The sequence below is a fragment of the Aquabacterium sp. CECT 9606 genome (genome assembly GCF_918741295.1).
GTDB lineage: Bacteria > Pseudomonadota > Gammaproteobacteria > Burkholderiales > Burkholderiaceae_C > Aquabacterium.
On sequence record NZ_CAKKNB010000001.1, the window covers coordinates 773194 to 793178 of the forward strand.

Annotated in this window: 22 protein-coding genes; 10 read left to right on the forward strand and 12 right to left on the reverse strand. The window is 64.4% G+C overall.

Features of this window, described 5'->3' with window-relative positions; all coding sequences use genetic code 11:
• Positions 1 to 13: 13 nt before the first annotated feature.
• Positions 14 to 778: a class II aldolase/adducin family protein gene (locus LQ232_RS03550; protein WP_230178999.1), complete on the reverse strand. Its 765-nt coding sequence runs from the start codon at positions 776 to 778 to the stop codon at positions 14 to 16.
• Entirely contained in the window at positions 775 to 2328 is a 1554-nt protein-coding gene (locus LQ232_RS03555) for an AMP-binding protein (protein ID WP_230179000.1), read from the reverse strand. The genes LQ232_RS03550 and LQ232_RS03555 overlap by 4 nt, the downstream gene beginning before the upstream one ends.
• Before the next feature lie 131 nt (positions 2329 to 2459).
• Here LQ232_RS03555 and LQ232_RS03560 point away from each other — a divergent pair, with 131 nt between their 5' ends.
• On the forward strand, positions 2460 to 2939 hold the full coding sequence (locus LQ232_RS03560; RefSeq protein ID WP_230179001.1) for a hypothetical protein: 480 nt from the start codon (positions 2460 to 2462) through the stop codon (positions 2937 to 2939).
• Positions 2940 to 3548: 609 nt separating this feature from the next.
• Here LQ232_RS03560 and LQ232_RS03565 read toward each other — a convergent pair.
• Both LQ232_RS03565 and LQ232_RS03570 read right to left on the reverse strand, forming a co-directional pair.
• Positions 3549 to 5201 (reverse strand): acyl-CoA synthetase, encoded by a 1653-nt coding sequence (locus tag LQ232_RS03565; protein WP_230179002.1) that lies wholly within the window; start codon positions 5199 to 5201, stop codon positions 3549 to 3551.
• A complete protein-coding gene (locus LQ232_RS03570; protein ID WP_230179003.1) occupies positions 5198 to 5440 on the reverse strand; it encodes an RNA-binding S4 domain-containing protein in 243 nt (80 codons plus the stop codon). The genes LQ232_RS03565 and LQ232_RS03570 overlap by 4 nt, the downstream gene beginning before the upstream one ends.
• Positions 5441 to 5585: 145 nt before the next feature.
• Between LQ232_RS03570 and LQ232_RS03575 the strand changes: the two genes are divergently transcribed.
• The 6 genes from LQ232_RS03575 (at position 5586) to LQ232_RS03600 (ending at position 10994) form a co-directional block, all read left to right on the forward strand.
• On the forward strand, positions 5586 to 5858 hold the full coding sequence (locus LQ232_RS03575) for a hypothetical protein (RefSeq protein ID WP_230179004.1): 273 nt from the start codon (positions 5586 to 5588) through the stop codon (positions 5856 to 5858).
• 42 nt (positions 5859 to 5900) lie between these two features.
• The gene (locus tag LQ232_RS03580) at positions 5901 to 7373 is read left to right on the forward strand and encodes an aldehyde dehydrogenase family protein (protein WP_230179005.1); all 1473 of its coding nucleotides are present in this window, start codon (positions 5901 to 5903) and stop codon (positions 7371 to 7373) included.
• 129 nt (positions 7374 to 7502) lie between these two features.
• Entirely contained in the window at positions 7503 to 8426 is a 924-nt protein-coding gene (locus LQ232_RS03585) for a branched-chain amino acid ABC transporter permease (protein ID WP_230179006.1), read from the forward strand.
• Positions 8423 to 9502, forward strand: coding sequence for a branched-chain amino acid ABC transporter permease (locus LQ232_RS03590; protein ID WP_230179007.1), 1080 nt, complete (start codon positions 8423 to 8425; stop codon positions 9500 to 9502). Before LQ232_RS03585 ends, LQ232_RS03590 begins: the two co-directional genes overlap by 4 nt.
• On the forward strand, positions 9499 to 10287 hold the full coding sequence (locus LQ232_RS03595; RefSeq protein ID WP_230179008.1) for an ABC transporter ATP-binding protein: 789 nt from the start codon (positions 9499 to 9501) through the stop codon (positions 10285 to 10287). Before LQ232_RS03590 ends, LQ232_RS03595 begins: the two co-directional genes overlap by 4 nt.
• Positions 10284 to 10994 carry an ABC transporter ATP-binding protein gene (locus LQ232_RS03600; protein ID WP_230179009.1) on the forward strand — a complete coding sequence of 237 codons (711 nt, stop codon included), beginning with the start codon at positions 10284 to 10286 and terminating at the stop codon, positions 10992 to 10994. The genes LQ232_RS03595 and LQ232_RS03600 overlap by 4 nt, the downstream gene beginning before the upstream one ends.
• On the opposite strand, the gene LQ232_RS03605 is transcribed toward LQ232_RS03600, so the two are convergent.
• Entirely contained in the window at positions 10979 to 12043 is a 1065-nt protein-coding gene (locus LQ232_RS03605; RefSeq protein ID WP_230179010.1) for a CDP-6-deoxy-delta-3,4-glucoseen reductase, read from the reverse strand. The two genes, LQ232_RS03600 and LQ232_RS03605, sit on opposite strands and share 16 nt — an antisense overlap.
• A 50-nt stretch (positions 12044 to 12093) precedes the next feature.
• Between LQ232_RS03605 and LQ232_RS03610 the strand changes: the two genes are divergently transcribed.
• The gene (locus LQ232_RS03610; RefSeq protein WP_230179011.1) at positions 12094 to 13002 is read left to right on the forward strand and encodes an NAD-dependent epimerase/dehydratase family protein; all 909 of its coding nucleotides are present in this window, start codon (positions 12094 to 12096) and stop codon (positions 13000 to 13002) included.
• Between the two features lie 100 nt (positions 13003 to 13102).
• The gene (locus LQ232_RS03615) at positions 13103 to 14071 is read left to right on the forward strand and encodes an SGNH/GDSL hydrolase family protein (RefSeq protein WP_230179012.1); all 969 of its coding nucleotides are present in this window, start codon (positions 13103 to 13105) and stop codon (positions 14069 to 14071) included.
• 16 nt (positions 14072 to 14087) lie between these two features.
• On the opposite strand, the gene nth is transcribed toward LQ232_RS03615, so the two are convergent.
• Entirely contained in the window at positions 14088 to 14732 is a 645-nt protein-coding gene (gene nth, locus LQ232_RS03620; RefSeq protein ID WP_230179013.1) for an endonuclease III, read from the reverse strand.
• A 77-nt stretch (positions 14733 to 14809) separates the two neighbouring features.
• Here nth and LQ232_RS03625 point away from each other — a divergent pair, with 77 nt between their 5' ends.
• Positions 14810 to 15553 carry a DNA-formamidopyrimidine glycosylase family protein gene (locus LQ232_RS03625; RefSeq protein ID WP_230179014.1) on the forward strand — a complete coding sequence of 248 codons (744 nt, stop codon included), beginning with the start codon at positions 14810 to 14812 and terminating at the stop codon, positions 15551 to 15553.
• Here the strand turns inward: LQ232_RS03625 and LQ232_RS03630 are convergent.
• From LQ232_RS03630 to rsxB, 6 genes are all read right to left on the reverse strand, one after another.
• Positions 15550 to 16020, reverse strand: coding sequence for a TPM domain-containing protein (locus tag LQ232_RS03630; RefSeq protein ID WP_230179015.1), 471 nt, complete (start codon positions 16018 to 16020; stop codon positions 15550 to 15552). The two genes, LQ232_RS03625 and LQ232_RS03630, sit on opposite strands and share 4 nt — an antisense overlap.
• Before the next feature lie 49 nt (positions 16021 to 16069).
• A complete protein-coding gene (locus LQ232_RS03635) occupies positions 16070 to 16987 on the reverse strand; it encodes a YgcG family protein (RefSeq protein ID WP_371820081.1) in 918 nt (305 codons plus the stop codon).
• 13 nt (positions 16988 to 17000) lie between these two features.
• Positions 17001 to 17615 carry a LemA family protein gene (locus tag LQ232_RS03640; RefSeq protein WP_230179016.1) on the reverse strand — a complete coding sequence of 205 codons (615 nt, stop codon included), beginning with the start codon at positions 17613 to 17615 and terminating at the stop codon, positions 17001 to 17003.
• A 115-nt stretch (positions 17616 to 17730) separates the two neighbouring features.
• Positions 17731 to 17958 carry a hypothetical protein gene (locus LQ232_RS03645; RefSeq protein WP_230179017.1) on the reverse strand — a complete coding sequence of 76 codons (228 nt, stop codon included), beginning with the start codon at positions 17956 to 17958 and terminating at the stop codon, positions 17731 to 17733.
• A 150-nt stretch (positions 17959 to 18108) separates the two neighbouring features.
• Complete coding sequence (locus LQ232_RS03650; protein WP_230179018.1) at positions 18109 to 19194, reverse strand: alkene reductase; 1086 nt, start codon at positions 19192 to 19194, stop codon at positions 18109 to 18111.
• Positions 19195 to 19305: 111 nt separating this feature from the next.
• Positions 19306 to 19971, reverse strand: coding sequence for an electron transport complex subunit RsxB (gene rsxB, locus LQ232_RS03655; RefSeq protein ID WP_230179019.1), 666 nt, complete (start codon positions 19969 to 19971; stop codon positions 19306 to 19308).
• Positions 19972 to 19985 lie beyond the last annotated feature (14 nt).

Here is a 19985-nt window from a genome sequence, read left to right on the forward strand (position 1 = left end):
GCTGCGCGCTGCTTCAGGTTTGGTAGCTGGGGTCCGTGCGCTCCAGCTTGCGGATCAAGGCCGGCCACACAAAAGCCCCGCCCAAGCTGCCAGTCTGCACTTTCATGGCATGGGCCACGCCATCAACGATCTGAGGATTGACCTGCGTCAAGGCCGCACCGCCGGCTTGTGCCGCGATCTGGATCTGGCAGGTGCTCTCGAAGATGTACATCGACAGGAAGGCATCGGCGATGGTGGAGCCCACGGTCAGCAGGCCATGGTTGCGCAGCATCAGGAAGTTCTTGTGGCCCAGATCAGCTTGCAGGCGGGGCTTCTCTTCGTCGCGGAAGGCCACGCCCTCGTAGTCATGGTACGCCAGCGAGGCCAGCACGAAGGTGCTTTGTTGCGAGATGGGCAGCACGCCGTCCTTCTGCGCCGACACCGCCACGCCCGATCGCGTGTGGGTGTGAAGCACACAGCCCGCGTCTTCGCGCACAGCGTGCACGGCGCTGTGGATGGTGAAGCCGGCCGGGTTGACGGGGAAGGGCGAGTCACTGAGCTTGTTGCAGTCCTGGTCGACCTTGACCAGGCTGGACGCGGTGATCTCGTCGAACATCAGACCATAGGGGTTGATCAGGAAGTGGTGCTCGGGCCCGGGGATGCGTGCGGACACGTGCGTGAAGACCAGGTCGCTCCAGCCGTAGGCTGCGACGAGGCGGTAGCAGGCGGCCAGGTCCACGCGCAGCTGCCACTCTTCGGGGCTGACGCGGTCTTTCAGTGAGGGGATGTTCAGGCTCATGCGAAAGTCTCCTGGTGTTGCTGGCGAAGCAGGTTTTTCTGCACCTTGCCCATGGCATTGCGGGGCAGGTCGGTGGCGAAGAACACGCGCTTGGGCACCTTGAAGCCGGCGATGGTGTCCTTCATGGTCTGGATCAGGGCTTGTTCGTCGACGGCATGGTCTGCCTGCGGCACCACGATGGCAATCACGCCTTCGCCAAAGTCCGGGTGAGGCACGCCGACCACGGCCGATTCGACCACGCCGGGTAGCTTGTCGAGGTGGCCCTCGACCTCGGCCGGGTAGACGTTGAAGCCGCCCGTGATGATCAGGTCCTTGGCGCGGCCGCTCAAGTGCACATAGCCTTGCGCATCGATGCGGCCCACGTCACCGGTCCTGAACCAACCATCGGGCGTGAAGGCCTCGCGGGTTTTCTCAGGCATGCCGAGGTAGCCCTTGAACACATTGGGCCCGCGCACCTGCACATGGCCCACGGTGCAGGTCGGGCAAAGTTGATCGTGGTCGTTGGTGATGCGCAGGCCCACGCCAGGCAAGGGCCGGCCCACGCTGCCGGGCACCCGCAGTCCTTCACGCGGGCGGCACGGGTTGGAGCACAGCATGCCAGTCTCGCTCATGCCGTAGCGCTCCAGAATCTGGTGGCCGCTGCGCTGGGCGAAGGTTTCGGCGGTGGCGCTCAACAAGGGGGCCGATCCACTGATGAACAGGCGCATGTCCGCGCACGCAGCAGGCTGCAGATAAGCGGTGTCGAGCAGGCGGCCATACATGGTGGGCACGCCCATGAACACTGTGGCGCGGGGCTCGGTGGTGTCCTGGATCTGCTCCATCACGCTGCTGGCGTCGAACTTGTTCAGCCAGCGCATGGCCGTGCCCGACAGCAGCGCGCAGTGACCCGCCACGAACAGGCCATGGATGTGGAAAATGGGCAGGGCGTGCACCAGCACGTCATCGGTGCGCCAGTCCCAGTGCCGCAGCAAGGTCCGAGCATTGCTGAGCAGGTTGCCATGGGATAGCAGGGCGCCCTTGCTGCGGCCGGTGGTGCCCGAGGTGTACAGGATGGCGGCCAGGTCATCCGCTTCAACAGAGTCAATCGGGTGCTGGTCCGATTGCGAGGCGGCGTGCACCAGCAAGCTGCCCGTGCGGTCGTCGTTCAGGGTGAACAAGTGCGCGACGCGGCCGTGCGCCGCCAGTGGCACGACCCAGTCCTGGTCCATCGACCGGCACACCAGCACCGAGGGCCGGGCATCGTTCACAAAGTAGTCCAACTCGCTTTGCCGGTAGGCCGGGTTCAAAGGCAGGAAGGCGCAACCGGCCCGCAAGGTGGCCAGGTACAGCATCAGCGCCTCGACCGATTTGTCCACGTGCGCGGCGACCACGGGTGGGCGACCTGCATGGCCTTTCAGGCGCAGGCCGCGCAGCAGGTTGGCCATCATGGCGGTGGCACGGTCCAGGTCACGCCAGGTGTAGTGATGGCCGGTGTCCGTCAGGATGGCGGGTTCGTCCAGCGTGGCTGGCCAGGCGGCGGTGAGGGCGGTGAACAGATTCATGGGCGTCATGGTGGGGCAACCTGAGCCCGCCATCATGCGGCATTTGGCAGCCGGTCGGCTTTACGAACTGAAACCTGCCAGGACTTGAACTTCACGGGGCTCGCCCCCATCCTATGTGGACTGCTTTGGAGGTAACCAACATGCGCTTGAAACGATACTGGATGACTGGCTGCATGGCCCTGGTCCTGATGGCGGCCGGGCGTTTGCCGGAGCTTCGCGACAGCGAGGATGTCCCCGATTCGAAGGTCGGCTGGGTGACCCTGACCAGCAGGCACAACCTGGACGACACCGTGACCAAGCTGATGCAGGCGGCGCGCTCGCGCGGCATGTCGGTGCTGGCCAAGGTGTCGCCGCAGCGGCCTGGCGGTCAGGACATGAGCAAGGCGCCGGCCCTGGTCCTGGTGTTGGGTGACACGGATGGCCACACGCCGGTGGTTCAGGATACCTCGAACGCGAACCCGCATTTGCCCATGAAAGTGCTGGTTGAAACCCAGCGCGATGGGTCGACCACCGTGAGCTTTCATGATGGCGCTACTTTGTTGAGCGATGCCAACATTCCGTCTGAATTCATTGGGGGAATGAAGCAGTTGCCCCGAGTGGTGGGGGCTGCTGTAGGTTAGTTTTTTGGCGTGCTTGCGTGCGTTGTCGCTTTGTCGGGACAGCGCGGGGTGGGGATGAGGCGGTGGCGGGCAGGGCTCCTATGGTGGCGGTCCACCGCGTTGCGGCGGACTGCTCTGCGGTGCTCAGCCACGGCGGGCGGCTGCGGAACTCGCTGTCCTTCGGCAGCTCAAACAGTCCTCGCCGACCCCTCGCTTTGCGAGGGGCAACCCGCCGCGGCCTGTGCTCCTCGACGCCCCCGAAGTCGCCCTGCCCGCCACCGCCTCATCCCTGGTCACCCCGCTGGTGGCGCAGCACGGTTGCGATGGTGGCAGGCCACCAGCGGGGCGAAACAAGGGCCGGGCCGGCATCCGGCGGGGCGCCTTGCTTGGTGCTTGTGATGTTCGCGCCGAGGTGGGCGCGCGCAGCGCGCATCAACATCTAACTGGCCGTGGTTGTTTGAGCGCAGCGGCCACAGGCCGCGCAGCGAGTTCCACGGCCCCACCTCGGTGCGGACATCGCAAGGCAGTCCCGCTACCAGCGGGACCACCAAGCTGAAGCCCTGCCGGATGCCGGCCCAGCCCTCGCCCCGCGCTGCATCACCAAGCGCTTCGGAAGGGGCCTGCAACGATTCAAGTGTCAATCGCCCGAGCCGACCCCGCCACCTTGCGCAATTCAAACTTCTGAATCTTGCCCGTCGATGTCTTGGGCAACTCGCCAAACACCACCGCCTTGGGTACCTTGAACCCCGCCAAGTGCCGCCGGCAATGCGCCACGATGTCCTCGGCCGTGACCTGGGCATCCGCCTTCAGCTCGATGAACGCGCAAGGCGTTTCGCCCCACTTGTCATCCGGCTTGGCCACCACTGCTGCCGCCAGCACCGCAGGGTGCCGGTAGAGCACATCCTCCACCTCGATCGACGAGATGTTCTCGCCGCCGGAGATGATGATGATGTCCTTGCTGCGGTCCTTGATCTTGACGTAGCCATCGGGGTATTGCACCGCCAGATCCCCTGTGTGGAACCAGCCACCGGCAAAGGCCTCTTGCGTGGCCTTGGGGTTCTTCAGGTAACCCTTCATCGTGATGTTGCCGCGGAACATGATCTCGCCCATGGTTTCACCGTCCAGCGGCACAGGCTGCATGGTGCTGGCATCCATCACGGCCACGCTGCGCTGCAGGTGGTAGCTCACGCCCTGGCGCGCATTCAACCGCGCCCGCTCCCCGATGTCCAGCGCATCCCAATCATCGTGCTTCACGCAGACCGAGGCCGGGCCATACACCTCGGTCAGGCCATACACGTGCGTCAGGTTGATGCCCAGTTTTTCCATGCCTTCGATCATGGCCGCCGGTGGTGCCGCGCCGGCCACCATGGCCTGGATGCCGCGCGGAATGCCCTGGCGCAACGCTTCAGGCGCGTTCACCAGTGAGGCGTGCACGATGGGTGCGCCGCAATAGTGGGTGACCTGGTGCTCGCGGAAGGCGTCGAACACCGCCTTGGGCTCGACCTTGCGCAGGCACACGTTCACCCCGCCGCGCGCGGCCACGGCCCATGGGAAGCACCAGCCGTTGCAGTGGAACATGGGCAGCGTCCACAGGTAGACGGCGTGTTTGGGCATGTCCCATTCCAGGATGGCCGACACCGCGTTCATGGCCGCACCGCGGTGGTGGTAGACCACGCCCTTGGGGTTGCCGGTCGTGCCCGAGGTGTAGTTCAGGCTGATGGCGTTCCACTCGTCGGTGGGCAAGGCCCAGTTGAAATCCGGGTCACCGCTGGCCAGCAAAGCTTCGTAGTCCAGCGCCCCGATGCGCTCGCCCTCGCCGGTGTAGACCACGTCATCAACGTCGATCACCAACAAGGGGTGCGTGGATTGGCGTAGGGCCAGGGCACGGGCCATCACGGCGCTGAATTCAACATCCACCAGCACGGCCTTGGCTTCGCCGTGGTCCAGCATGAAGGCGATGGCTTCGGCGTCCAGGCGCGTGTTCAAGGCATTGAGCACGGCCCCCGACATGGGCACGCCAAAATGGGCTTCGACCATGGGCGGTGTGTTGGGCAGCATCACGGCCACCGTGTCGCCCACGCCCAGACCGCGCTGGTTCAAGGCACTGGCCAGTTGGCGGCAACGCGTGTAAGTTTGGGCCCAGGTCTGGCGCAGCGCGCCATGCACAATGGCCAGGCGCTCAGGGTAAACCAGGGCGGCGCGCTCAATGAACGACAGCGGGCTCAGGGCCGTGAAATTGGCCTCGTTGCGCGGCAGGTCCTGGTCGAAGATGTTGTGGCTCATGTCGATGTCTCCTGGGGTTGCTCGGGCGTGACCACCCGGATGCGCACGCCGTGCAGGCTCACCACCTGGCCCGCGCGGATCTTGCAGGTCTTGCGCAACTCGTCCTGACCGTCCACCTGGATCATGCCCTCGGACACCATGGTTTTGGCGCGGCCGCCGCTTTCCGCCAGACCGGTGGCCTTGAGCAGGCTGTCCAGCGCGATGAAGTCGCCGCGCAACTCGAAGGTGATTTGTTTCAAGGTGGCCATGGATTTGAGGGGAGGTCGGATTGCGCTTGGTGGAAGTCTGGCGTCTGGCGAGGATGAAAAGGTGCACGACTGAACAGTGCCGGTGCACAATCGCGGGATTGTCGACTTATTGTCCAGGCCTTGAAACCTGCCGCTGATGAAAAAAACCGATCTCGAAAAGAACAAGGCCTCGAAAATCCTGGGCCAGATGCGCCAGGCACCATCGTCTGGCCGTTTTGGCAGCGCGGCCGCATCCGTGCCGGATCGGCGTGAACAGCGCAAAATCGACCAGGCCAACGGCTTGGTGCCCTTCGCCGTGAAATTGAACGCCGACCTGGTCAAGCAGCTGCAAGCCCAGGCCGAGCAAGAGGGCGTGGCCCTGCCCGACCTGGTTGACCGCGTGATCCGCGCCGGTCTGCTTGCCAAGTAGTCTGAATCTTTCAGAGTCCACTGTCATTGATTGGAGACAAGGATGAGCCAAGTCATGATGCACGTCGTTGATCCGAACACCGGGGAATCCGACCCCGCCGTGATCCGTCAAGTTTTCGACCGCCAGTTGGCCACGGCGCTGAAGTGGCGCGAGTCCACGGCCGCCGAGCGCATTGCCCGCCTGAAGAAATTGCGCGACGCCATGATGGCCCGCCGCGAGGATTTCTACGCGGCCTTTGCCAAGGACTACAGCAAGCCTTCATCCGAAGTGGAAGGCACCGAGTTCATGCCGGTGCTGGACGAGATCCGCCACGCCATCGGCTCGCTCAAGAAGTGGATGCGCCCGACCAAGGTCTGGCCCACCATGGCCACGGCCATGACCTCGGCCTGGATCGAGTACCAGCCGCGTGGCCGCAGCCTGATCATCGCGCCCTGGAACTTCCCGCTCAACCTGTGCTTCGGTCCACTGGTTTCGGCTTTGGCCGCGGGCAACACGGTCATCCTCAAGCCGTCGGAAATGACACCGGCGGTCAGCGTGGTCATGGCCGAGATCATCGCGGCCACCTTCCCACCCGACGAAGTCGCGCTGTTCGAAGGCAGTCTGCCCACGTCGCAAGTGCTGCTCGATCTGCCTTTCGACCACATCTTCTTCACCGGCTCACCCGCCGTGGGCAAGGTGGTGATGGCGGCTGCTGCCAAGAACCTGACCAGTGTCACGCTCGAGCTGGGTGGCAAGTCGCCCGTCATCCTGGACGAGACCGCCGACCTGCGCCTGGCCGCCGAGGCCTTGATGTGGGGCAAGTTCACCAACTGTGGCCAGACCTGCGTCGCGCCCGACCATGTCTTCGTGCACGAGTCTGTCAAGGACGGTTTCGTGGCCGAGTGCCGCAAGGTGCTGGCCGAACGCTATGGCGCCACGCCAGCCGAGCAGCGCAAGAGCCCCCATTTCACGCGCGTGATCAACCAGCGCCACACTCAGCGCGTGGCCGCCTTGCTGCAAGAGGCGCAGGCCAAGGGCGCCAATCTGCTGACCGGCGGCGAGGTCGACATTGCCAGCTGCTATGTCGCTCCCACCCTGATCGACCAGGTCCCGCTTGACGCCAGCATCATGAGCGAAGAGATCTTCGGCCCCGTGCTGCCGCTGATCCCTTACCGCGACGTGGACGCCGTGGTGCGCCAGATCAACGCCGGCCACAAGCCGCTGGCGCTGTACATCTGGAGCCGCAACAGCGAGCGCACCCGCCAGATCCTGCAAAAGACCAGCTCGGGCGGCGTGGCCATCAACCATTGCGTGCTGCACTACGCACACGGCAACCTGCCGTTCGGCGGCGTCAACAACTCCGGCATCGGCAACGCGCACGGGCACTTCGGCTTCAAGGCTTTCTCGCACGAGCGGGCCGTGCTCAAGTCCGGCCCGATCATGATGGCCAAGATGTTCTTCCCGCCCTACACGGACACCAAGAAGAAGCTGATCCGCCTGACGGTGGACAGCCTGCGCTGGCCTTCATTGTTCTGAACGTGTCCTGATAAGATCGGACATTGATCCTTCCGATCTTCCAGCCCGCTGGTCGCTGCCGCCTCATCAAGGGCCAGGCAGCAACGTGGCGGGCTTTTTGCATGTGTCGGTTTTGCATGTGAACGAGCTGTGGACACCTTCATTCAACAACTGATCAACGGCCTGGTACTGGGCAGCATGTACGCTTTGGTGGCCCTGGGCTACACCATGGTGTACGGCATCATCAACCTCATCAACTTCGCGCATGGCGAGGTGCTGATGGTGGGTGCCCTTGTCAGCTGGACGGTGGTGACCAGCCTGGAGTCGCTGGGCTGGCCGGGCTGGGTGCTGTTGCTGCTCGCGCTGCTGGCTGCCATGGTGGTGTGTGCACTGCTCAATTTCGTGATCGAGAAGCTGGCCTACCGCCCTTTGCGCAACGCGCCGCGCCTGGCCCCGCTGATCACCGCCATGGGCATGTCGCTGCTGCTGCAAACCTTGGCCATGATCATCTGGAAGCCCGACTACAAGCCCTTCCCGATTTTGCTGCCCGACGATCCGATCGAAGTCATGGGTGCCACCACCAACCTGGTCCAGATCCTGATCATCGCGGTCACGGCCATGACCTTGGCCGGCCTGATGGCGCTGATCCACGGCACGCGCCTGGGCCGGGCCATGCGCGCCACCTCCGAGAACCCACGCGTGGCGCAATTGATGGGTGTGCGGCCCGATCGAGTGATCTCGGCCACCTTCGTCATCGGGGCCATGCTGGCGGCGCTGGCCGGAGTCATGTGGGCCGCCAACTACGGCTCGGTGCAGCACACCATGGGTTTCCTGCCAGGCCTGAAGGCCTTCACGGCCGCTGTGTTTGGCGGCATTGGCAACCTGCCGGGCGCCATGCTGGGCGGCGTGCTGCTGGGCCTGATCGAATCGATGGGCGCCGGCTACATTGGCGACCTGACGGGTGGCGTGCTGGGCAGCAACTACCAAGACATCTTTGCCTTCGCAGTGCTGATCCTGGTGCTGACCTTGCGCCCGCAAGGCCTGCTGGGCGAGCGCGTGGCCGACCGAGCATGACCAAGAACAAGCTGCCGATTTTTCTGGTGGCGACACTGGCGCTGCTGGTGCTGCCGCTCATTGTTCAAGGCTTTGGCCAGGCCTGGGTGCGCATCCTGGATGTGTCCCTGATCTACATCCTGCTGGCCCTGGGCTTGAACATCGTGGTGGGCTACGCCGGCCTGCTGGACCTGGGTTACGTGGCTTTTTATGCCGTGGGCGCCTACCTGTTCGCCTTGCTGGCCTCGCCGCATCTGAGCAACCATTTGCCAGCGGTGGCGGCGATGTTCCCCGCCGGTCTGCACTTACCGGTGTGGGCTGTGATCCCATTGGGCGCCGGGGTCGCGGCGCTGGTCGGCGTGCTGCTGGGGGCCCCCACGCTCAAGCTGCGCGGCGACTACCTCGCCATCGTCACCTTGGGCTTCGGCGAAATCATCCGCGTGTTCATGAACAACCTGGATGCGCCCGTCAACATCACCAATGGCCCCAAGGGCATCGACAGCATCGATCCCTTCACCGTGTTCGGCGTCAGCCTGGGCGAGCCCTGGCACATCGCGGGGCACGTGCTGCAACCGGTGACCTTGCACTATTACTTGTTCCTGGGCATCGTGGTGCTGGCGGTGGTCATCAGCCTGCGCCTTGAAAACTCCCGTCTGGGCCGGGCCTGGATGGCCATCCGCGAAGATGAGATCGCGGCCAAGGCCATGGGCCTGAACACCCGCAACCTCAAGCTGCTGGCCTTTGGCCTGGGCGCCACGTTTGGCGGCATGGCCGGGGTGCTCTTCTCCAGCTTCCAGGGCTTTGTATCGCCTGAATCGTTCTCGCTGCAAGAATCGGTCATGGTGGTGGCCATGGTTGTGCTGGGCGGCTCGGGCCATGTGCCGGGCGTGATCCTCGGGGCCTTCTTGCTGTCGGCCCTGCCCGAGGTGCTGCGCCACGTGGCCGGTCCTTTGCAGGCAATGACGGGCGGGCGGCTCGATGCGTCCATCCTGCGGCAGTTGCTGGTGGCCCTGGCCATGGTCAGCATCATGCTGTGGCGGCCGCGTGGCCTGTGGCCGGCGCCGCGCCATGAAGACCAGGCCGGGGGGGCTTCATGAGCGATGCTTTGTTGCAAGTGGCCAATGTGTCCAAGCGCTTTGGCGGGGTTCAGGCCCTGAGTGGCGTGGGCCTGAGCATCCAGCCTGGGCAGGTGCACGGCCTGATCGGCCCCAATGGCGCGGGCAAGACCACGTTTTTCAATGTCATCACGGGCTTGGTGCCGTCCGACAAAGGCCAGTTCGAACTGGCGGGGCGCCGCTACAAGCCCACGGTCGTGCACAAGGTGGCCAAAGCGGGCATCGCGCGCACCTTCCAGAACATCCGCCTGTTCGCCCACATGACGGCGCTGGACAACGTGCGGGTGGGGCGCGATGTGCGGATGAAAGTGGGCTGGTGGCATGCCGTGCTACGAACACCCGCCTTCGTGCGTGAAGAAGCGCGCATCACCCACGATGCCCAGGCTTTGCTCGAGTTCGTGGGCCTGGGCGCTGTGGCCAAGCAAACGGCCCACACCCTGAGCTATGGCGACCAACGCCGCCTGGAGATCGCCCGTGCGCTGGCCACGGAGCCGCGCCTGTTGGCACTGGACGAACCCGCGGCCGGCATGAACGCCACCGAGAAGCTGCAACTGCGTGACCTCATCCGCCGCATCCAGGCCCAGGGCCGCGCCATCTTGTTGATTGAGCACGATGTGAAACTGGTGATGGGCTTGTGCGATTGCGTGACGGTGCTGGACCAAGGCAAGCTGATTGCTTGTGGCACACCCGCCGAAGTGCAGCGCGATCCGGCTGTGATCGAGGCCTACCTGGGCACGGCGGCCACCCACCAAGGGGCACCGGCATGAGCACCTTGCTGGACCTGCGCCAGTTGAGCGTGGCCTATGGTGGCATCCAGGCTGTCAAGGGCTTGAACCTCTACTTGAACGAAGGCGAGCTGGTCAGCTTGATCGGCGCCAATGGCGCGGGCAAGACCACCACCTTGAAAGCCATCTGCGGCTTGTTGCAACCCCAGTCTGGCGAGGTGATCTACGAGGGCCACAGCCTCAAAGGGCAGGGTGCCTGGGACCTGGTTGCGCAAGGCCTGGTCATGGTCCCCGAAGGGCGCGGCATCTTCACCCGCATGACCATCGACGAGAACCTGCGCATGGGCGCCTACCTGCGCCGCGACCGTGAGGTCAATGCCGACATGGAGTCCGTCTACCAGCGGTTTCCACGTTTGAAAGAACGGCATCGCCAACTGGCCGGCACCTTGTCGGGCGGCGAGCAGCAGATGCTGGCCATGGGCCGGGCCTTGCTGGCGCGTCCCAAGCTCTTGCTGCTGGACGAGCCCTCGATGGGCCTGGCGCCGCTGATGGTCGACAAGATCTTCGAGGTCATCACCGACATCGCCAAGCAGGGCGTGACCGTGTTGCTGGTCGAGCAAAACGCCCACCGCGCCCTGGAGATCGCTAACCGCGCCTACGTCATGGACTCGGGCGAGCTGGTGCTGGAAGGCCCCGCGCAAAGTCTGTTGAACGACCCGCAGGTGCAGGCCGCTTACTTGGGGTTGTGAGCCTTGTCGGCCTCACTGGTGAAAGCATCCGCGAAGAAAAACTCTGCTGGCAGGCCATGCAGGTTCACGAAGTCACGCTGGGCCACCTGCACCATCACCGGCGCACCGCAGGCATAGACCTCGTGGCCTGACAAATCGGGCAGGTCGTCCATGACGGCGTGGTGCACCAGGCCGACGCGTCCCGTCCAATCGTCACCTGTTTTGGGCTCCGAGAGCACGGGCACATAGGTCAACCAGGGCAGCTGGGCAGCGGCTTGTTCGATCCAGTCGTGCAGGTACAAGTCGGCGCGGCTGCGGCAACCCCAGTACAGCACCGTGGGCCGCGTGATGCCTTTGAAGCGCATGTGCTCGATGATGGCCTTGATGGGCGCAAAGCCTGTGCCCGAGGCCAGCAGCACGATGGGCTTGTCAGAGTCTTCACGCAGGAAGAAGGTGCCGTAAGGGCCTTCCACGCGCAGGATTTCTTTCTCCTTCATCGCGCCAAAAACGTGGTCGGTGAACTTGCCGCCGGGCATGTGGCGCAGGTGCAGTTCGATGCTGGTGATGGGGGCGGCACCTTCCACCGTTTGGGTCGCGGTGCTCAGGGCATTGGCCATGGAGTAACTGCGGCGGCTGCCATCCTTGAGGATGAATTCGATGTATTGCCCGGCTCGAAAGCCGAAGGTGTTGTTGGTGGGCAGTTGCAGCCGCATCACCATCACGTCGGGGGCGGCCAGCGTCAGGCTGATGACGCGCGTGGGCATCTTGACGATGGGGTAATCGCCAGCCGAGACCACCTGGCGCGATTCGATCACCAGGTCGGTCTGGGGGGTGGCGCAACAGGTGAGCATCCAGCCGGCGGCTTCTTCTTCGTCGCTCAGGGCCTTGGCCTGGTGCACGCCGTGGATCACGCGGCCTTCAAGGAGCTTGCATTTGCACGAGCCGCAAGCGCCGTCCTTGCAGCCATAGGGCAGGCCGACGTTGTCGCTGATGGCCGCGCTCAGCACGGTTTCGTCGCGTTGCATCGAGAATTGGCGCCCACTGGGCAGGATGGTCACGGAAAAGCTCAAAACGCGCTCCACTGCGGTCAAAATGGCCTCCCATTGTCCCTCAGTCGTCCATGCCCGCTCCGTCCATCAGCCGTCCAGCCCGCTTCCGCCAGACCCGCGTGTTGATCGTGGGTTGCGGCGATGTGGGCTTGCGCGTGGCGCGCGAGTTGTTGCCGCGTTGCCGCGTGCTGGCCTTGACGTCGCAGCCTGAGCGCGCCCAGGCCTTGCGCCGGGCAGGCCTGGTGCCTTTGGTGGGCAACCTGGACCAGTCGGCAACGTTGGCCAGGTTGGCCGGGCTGGCGTCGCGGGTGGTGCACCTGGCGCCCCCGCCAGGGCAAGGCAGCGAAGACACGCGCACCCGCCACCTGTTGCAGGCTTTGTCGCGGCGGGGCAGGGTGCGCAGCCTGGTCTATGGCAGCACCACTGGTGTCTATGGCAACGCGGCTGGTGCCCGCTTCAACGAGACCCGGGCCGTGGCGCCGGCCACGCCGCGCGCCCAACGCCGTGTCCATGCGGAAGCCCTGGTGCGGTGGTGGGGCCGCCATGCTGGCGCGCGTGCCAGCATCCTGCGCATCCCCGGCATCTACGCGGTGAACCGCGAAGGCGGCCATCCCCGCGATCGTGTGCTCAAAGGATCGCCCGTGCTGAACCGCGAAGACGACGTCTTCACCAACCACATCCAGGCCGACGACCTGGCGCGCGCCTGCGTGGCCGCGTTGTGGCGGGGGCGCCCGGGCCGTGTCGTTCACGCCTGCGATGACCAGGACATGCTGATGGGCGATTACTTCGACCTGGTGGCCGACCTGTGCGGTCTGCCGCGCCCGCCCCGCCTGAGCCGGGCCGAGGCCACGCTGGCCATGTCGCCGATGCAGATGTCCTTCCTGAGCGAGTCCCGCCGCTTGGACAACCACCGCCTGCATGCGGAGTTGAGGCTGCGGTTGCGCTGCCCGACGATCCGCGAGGGTTTGGCCCTGGGCTGATCAAGGCCCTCTCATGGGGGAGGGCTTGCAGGGCGGTGCCGCGTGTTTGTGGCCGATGATGTTTGAATTTCAACCACCAAAAATTCAGAGGAAGCATCCCATGCGTTTCAACACAGCACTCACCTCGATCGGCGCGGCCGTGGTCTTGATGGCGTCGCCTTTCATGTCGGCCAACGCGGCCTACAGCCAGATCGTGGCGTTTGGCGACAGCCTGTCCGACAACGGCAATGTGTTTGCGGCCACCAAATCGAACCTCGGCGTTGGCATCCCCACCGCGCCCTACTGGAATGGCCGCTTCAGCAATGGCCCGGTGGCGGTCGAGGTGATGGCGCAGACGCTGGGCCTCAAGCTGGTCGACTACGCCTTTGGCGGCGCGCTCACGGGCACCACCAACCGGGCTGGCATCCCTGGCCTGCCGGGCATCCAGAACGAGGTCAATCAGTTCACCTCCAGCTTGAGCGCCGCCGGCAAGACCGCCGACGCTTCGGCGCTTTATTTTTTGTGGGGCGGTGGCAATGATTTTCTCGGGGCCGATGACAAGCTGGCGGTGGTCCAGCCGGCCATCGCCAACCTGACCGGCCAGGTCAGCCAGCTTTACAGCGCCGGCGCTCGGGACTTCTTCGTGCCTCTGCTGCCCGACCTGTCGAATACGCTGGAGGCGATCAACGGCGGCACGACGGCGCAAGCGCAGGCCCATGCACTGTCGGTGCTGTTCAACACCAACCTGACCTCGGCCTTGCAGGGGCTGCAGGGCAGCCTGGCGGGCGCGACCATCCGGGTTTTCGACCCCAACCCGGCACTGAACGCTGCCCGGGACCTTGTCCTGGCAGAGGGCGGCACCTCCACCGCGGCGTGCTGGACGGGCAACTACACCGGCTCGGATGGCACTTTGTGCGCCAACCCGGACCTGTACACACTGTGGGATGGCGTGCACCCCACCGCTCGGATGCACCTGGCCATGGGGCAATCGATGGCCGCTGCGGTACCTGAGCCCGCCACGGCGGGATTGGCCCTGGTCGGTCTGTTGATCGCGGGATCTGCCGCGCGCAGGCGCGCCAAGGCGATTTGATTGACGCCTATGGTGGTCAAGACGCCGGTGCGGGCGTTTTCGGCTTGAACGAGCAATAGCGGGCCACGCTGCATTCCCAGCAGCGCGGCTTGCGCGCCTGACACACATAACGCCCGTGCAAGATCAGCCAATGGTGGGCGTGCTGCAGGTATTGCGGTGGCACGCGTTTGAGCAACTTCAGCTCCACCGCCAAGGGCGTCTTGCCTGGCGCCAAGCCGGTGCGGTTGCCAATGCGGAAGATGTGCGTGTCCACCGCCAGGGTGTGCTCGCCAAAGGCCACGTTCAACACCACGTTGGCGGTTTTGCGGCCCACGCCGGGCAGGGCTTCCAGGGCTTCGCGGCTGCGCGGCACTTCGCCACCATGCAGGTCGATCAGCATCTGGCAAGTCAACAGCAAATGCTTGGCCTTGCTGCGGTACAAGCCGATGGTCTTGATGTAATCGCACAGCCCTTCAAAGCCCAGGTCCAGGATTTTTTGCGGCGTGTTGGCCACCGGGAACAGCTTCCTGGTGGCTTTGTTCACGCCCACGTCAGTGGCCTGGGCCGACAGCAGCACGGCGGTCAGCAACTCGAACGGCGTGCTGTACTCCAGCTCGGTTTCGGGTTCGGGGTTGGCGGCTTGCAGGGTGGCAAAAAAGGGGACGATGTCGGCGGCTTTCATGGCGCCAGTCTAGCGGTGGGCGCGCTGCTTGCTGCTTGGCATGGGTCCATGTTCGGCTTAGCCAGGAAGAAGCGCCCATGCCCGAAGGCCCCTCCATCGTGATCTTGAAAGAATTGGCCGCCGGTTTCGCGGGCAAGACCATCGTCAAAGCCGAAGGCCGCGCCTTGATCGACAAGACCAGGCTGGTCCAACAACCCATCTTGGCCATCCGAAGTTGGGGCAAACATTTCTTGATCGAGTTGCCCGGCCTGACCGTGCGCATTCACCTGCTGATGTTTGGCAGCTACCGCATCAATGAGCGCAAGGCCGATGCGGTGCCCACCTTGCAACTGCAGTTTGCCCATGGCGAGGAGTTGAACTTCTACACTTGCTCGGTGAAGTTCGTTGAAGGTGCGCTGGGTGACACCTACGATTGGCGCGCCGACGTCATGGCCGATGAATGGGACCCCAAGCTGGCTCTCAAAAAGTTGGTGGCCATGCCTCAGACGCTGGCCTGCGATGCCTTGCTGGATCAGACCGTGTTCTCGGGCGTGGGCAACATCATCAAGAACGAAGTCCTGTTCCGCATCCGTGTGCACCCCTTGAGCAACCTGGGCGCCATGCCCGCCGCCAAGCTGCGTGAGTTGCTCAAGGAGGCGCGGGTATACAGCTTCGAGTTCCTGGCGTGGAAGAAAGCCTTTGTGCTCAAGCAGCATTGGCTGGCCCACACCAAGGCGATGTGCCCTCGGCGCGCCATCCCTTTCCACAAAGGCAAGCTGGGCCTCACCCAGCGCCGAAGTTTCTATTGCGAACGTTGCCAGATCCGGTACGGTGAGGTTTAGATCACCACGACTTTGTCGGGCAACTCATTGGGGTTGCCGCGATCAGGATCAACCGGGAAATGCACCACCAGCAATTGCGTGACGGCCTCGATGGCTTGGCTCAGGCCTTGCTCGAAGTGGCCGTCGTGCAAGCTGGCCGCGAGTTGCTGGGCAATGTGAGCCCAAGGCTCGTGCCCTGCCCGGGCCATGATGCCCCGGTCGGCCAGGATCTCAATGCGGCGGTCGGCCAGCAACAGATAGATCAGCACGCCGTTGTTGTGCTCGGTGTCCCACACGCGCAAGGTGCTGAACAGGTGCAGGGCGCGCAATCTGGCGGTCTGCTTTCGCCACAGGTCTGACCAGCTCAAGCCCCCTTCGATGCACAGGCGCAACTCGCCCAAGTGCTTGGCCTCACTGGCCTTGACTTGGGCCTGAAGGCGAGCCAGGCCGGCAGCGCTCAGCCGCCGCCGCGCGTGGTCTTCGTCCATCCACCAATGGCGGGCCCACCGCAGCCAGGGTGCGCGCGGTTTTGAATGATCACCAGTCACCGGATGCCCCTCCACCGCCAAAATCGCCACCGCCGCCGGACGAGAACCCGCCGCCTCCGCCACCAAAGCCACCGCCCCCGCCAAAACCGCCGCCACCAATGAAGGGGCCGCCGCGTCCGCGGGATCCGCTGGCCATGGCGGCCACGACCAGGGCCGAGGCCAGGCCCACACCAAAGCCAATCAAGGTGCTGGCGGTGACCAGCCAGCCCAGCCCACCCACGACCAGGCCCGAGGTCACCGAGCCCGCTTTGCGGCCCAGCATGGACGTCAGCAGGGCGCCCACCACGGGCACGCCCACGAACAAAAACACGCCCAGGTCGTTCCACTGGAAGCCAGGGTTCTCGGGTGCAGCCGCCTCGGGCAGGGGCAGGTTCTCGCCCTGCACGCGCGCGGCCAGTTGATCAATGGCCAGATCCAAGCCGCCCGCGTAGTCGCCGGCCTTGAAGGAAGGCGTGATGGCGCGGGTAATGATCTGCTTGGCGGCCAGGTCGGGGATGGCCCCTTCCAGGGTCTTGGCCACCTCGATGCGCACGCGCCGATCGTTCTTGGCCACCACCAGCAACAGGCCATCGCCCACCTCGCGTCGGCCGATCTTCCAGGCATCGCCCACCCGCTGCGCGTACGTGGCGATGTCTTCGGGTTGGGTGGAGGGCACCATCAGCACCACCATCTGCGTGCCCAAGCGGGTTTCAACGCCGGCCAGCTTGGTGTCCAGCGCTGCGCGTTGGGCCTCACTCAAGGTGTTGGTCTGGTCGATGACCCGGCCGCTGAGTGCGGGCACGGGCAGCACGCCGCCACCGTCATCGGCGGCGTGCGCGGGCCCCGTGGCCAGCAACACCGACAACGTGGCCAGGCAGGTCAGCCATGTCCAGCGCAGCCAAAAGGGCCAGGACAGCGCGCGCCTCACGATGGCGTGCCCGTCACTTCTTGGTGTTGAAATCGACCACGGGCGGCGACGAAATCTGCGCCTCGTTCTGCACCGTGAAGTTGGGCTTGGGATCGTAGCTGAACACCTTGGCCGTCAGGTTGGTGGGGAAGCTGCGCACCTTGATGTTGTAGTCCTGCACCGTCTTGATGTAGCGGTTGCGCGCCACCGTGATGCGGTTCTCGGTGCCTTCCAGCTGCACGCGCAGATCCTGGAAACCTTGGTTGGCCTTCAGGTTGGGGTAGTTCTCGGTGACGACCAGCAGGCGCGACAGCGCGCTCGACAACTCGCCTTGCGCGGCCTGGAATTTTTGAAAAGCGGCTGGGTCGTTGACCAGCTCGGGGGTGGCCTGGATGCTGGTGGCCTTGGCGCGCGCTTCAACCACCTTGGTCAGCGTGTCCTGCTCGAAGCTGGCCTCGCCCTTGACGGTGCTGACGATGTTGGGGATGAGGTCGGCGCGGCGCTGGTACTGGTTGAGCACTTCGGACCATGCCGATTTGCTTTGCTCATCCAGGGTCTGGAACTCGTTGTAGCCGCAACCCGACAGGGAGACAACGATCGTGGCGGTGGCCAAAGCGCTCAGCCAGCGCTGTTTTGAAGGAGCAGTCATCGCAATTCTTTCCTCAGCCTGGTATGAAATACCGATGGGATTTCCGCATCGGCACACCAGCATAACTGGGAACGAACAGCTTTGTTTCAAGGGCCTTTGGGGCCCTTGTCATGCGTCAAGCGAAGGACAGGTTGTCCGGCAGGTTGTGGCGCGAGATCACCTGGTGGGCACGTGACCTGGGGTAGCGGTCACGCACGATCTTGACCGCGCCCATGGGCGTGTCGGCCAAGACCTTCAACACGCGAATGACCGCTTGTTGCGAGGTCGGACTCAGGATCACCAACGCCGACACCTCGAAGAGGTGCAGGGCAGGTTCAATGGCAAGGTTCATCAAGGCGCGCATGTTTCAATCTCCACAACATGGGCCACGGCGCAAGCGGTGCCCATTTCGTGAGGATGCATTTTGCGGGCCAACCATGACAGGCGGATGACCCTTGAATAGGGGGAAACCAGCTCTGTTTTCGGCAATAACCGTCGCAAATGCCAGACAGCGTTAATCTAAGGGCGGGTAATCCGTGTAGCCCTTGGCGCCTCCGCCATACAGCGTGTCCTTGTCCAGCGAGGCCAGGGGCGCACCGTCGTGCAGCCGAAGCTTCAGGTCCGGGTTGCTGATGAAAGGCCGCCCAAAAGCGATCAAATCGGCACCATGCAGGCTCAGCACCGATTTGGCCAACGCCAGGTCATAGCCGTTGTTGACCATCCATGGTGCGTTGGCGCGCTGCCGCAGTGCCGCATAGTCCAGCGGAATGTTGTCCCGCGGACCACCGGTGGCGCCTTCAATCACGTGCACGTAAAGAAGTTTGAATTGGCCCAGCTGCTCGGCCACGTGGTTGAACAGTGCTTGCGGGTTGCTGTCGCTGATGTCGTTGGCGGGGGTGACCGGCGAAATGCGGATGGCCGTGCGTTCCGCGCCCACCTCGTCCACCACGGCCTGCAGCACCTCGGTCAGCAGTCGTGTGCGGTTCTCGATCGAGCCGCCGTAGTCATCGGTGCGGTGGTTGGTCTTGTCGCGCAAAAACTGATCCAGGAGGTAGCCGTTGGCGGCATGAATCTCCACACCATCAAAGCCTGCCTCGATGGCATGGCGCGCCGCCACGCGGTATTGCTCGACGATGCCAGGCAATTCGTCCAGCGCCAAGGCACGCGGGGCCGACACGGGCTCGAAGCCTTTGGCGGTGAAAGTCTTGGTGTCGGCCTGGATGGCGGATGGGGCCACGGGCGCTGCGCCATCGGGTTGCAAGGAGGTGTGCGAGATGCGCCCCACGTGCCACAGCTGCACCACGATCTTGCCGCCGTGAACGTGCACGGCGTCGGTCACCTTCTTCCAGCCGGCCACTTGCTCGGCGCTGTAAATGCCCGGCGTGTCCAGGTAGCCCTGGCCTTGCGGGCTGATCTGCGTGGCCTCGGTGATGATCAGGGCGGCGCCCGTGTCCGGGTTGGCACGCTGCGCGTAGTAGGTGACCATCAGGTCGGTCGGGGTTTGCCGTGGGCCCGCGCGATTGCGGGTCAGCGGTGCCATGACGATGCGGTGCGCCAACTCGAGGTGGCCGATGGTGATGGGATCGAACAGGCCTGACATGCGGATCTCCCAGATGACGATTGGATGCAGAAGGAAGCTGCAGACTAGTCACTTGTCAAAGAACGTGTGCAAGACAGGTTGCTGGCTTTTGTGCTTGCGCCGGGTGCCGCTTCAAGGGGTGGCGCTGCGGCGTGCCCGTGCGCGGGCCAGGGCGGCCTCGATCACCGATCGCTTGTCGTCCAACTGGACCGGGTCGGTCAGGCGCGATTCTTCGGCCAGATTCGCCAGCTTGCGCTCGGCCTTGGCTTGCAATCTCGCGTCGTTGTCCTGACGGGCTTTCTCAACGCGCAATTGGTGAAATTCGTAGCGACCTTGGGCTTGCTGGGCCAGGGCGGGGCTCCAGGCGGCCCAGCCGGTTGGCGCAATGGGGGCCTCGCTCACGGGCACCAATGAGATGCAGTCCACCGGGCAGGCGGGAATGCACAATTCACAGCCCGTGCACAGGTCTTCGATCACGGTGTGCATCTGCTTGGCGGCCCCGACGATGCAATCGACCGGGCAAGCCTTGATGCACAAGGTGCAGCCAATGCACCAGTTCTCGTCAATCACGGCCAGGTGGCGCGGGCCTTCCGTGCCATGCGCTGCGCTCAAGGGTTGGGCAGGCAGCCCCGTGGCCCGGGCCAGGCGTTGCACGCCTTCTTCGCCACCGGGCGGGCACTGGTTGATGCCAGCCTCGCCCGCCACGATGGCTTGCGCGTAGCTCGCGCAATCAGGAAAGCCGCAGCGCGTGCACTGCGTCTGCGGCAAAAGGGCATTGATCCGGGCGGCGTCCAACATGGCGCCGCAGTCTA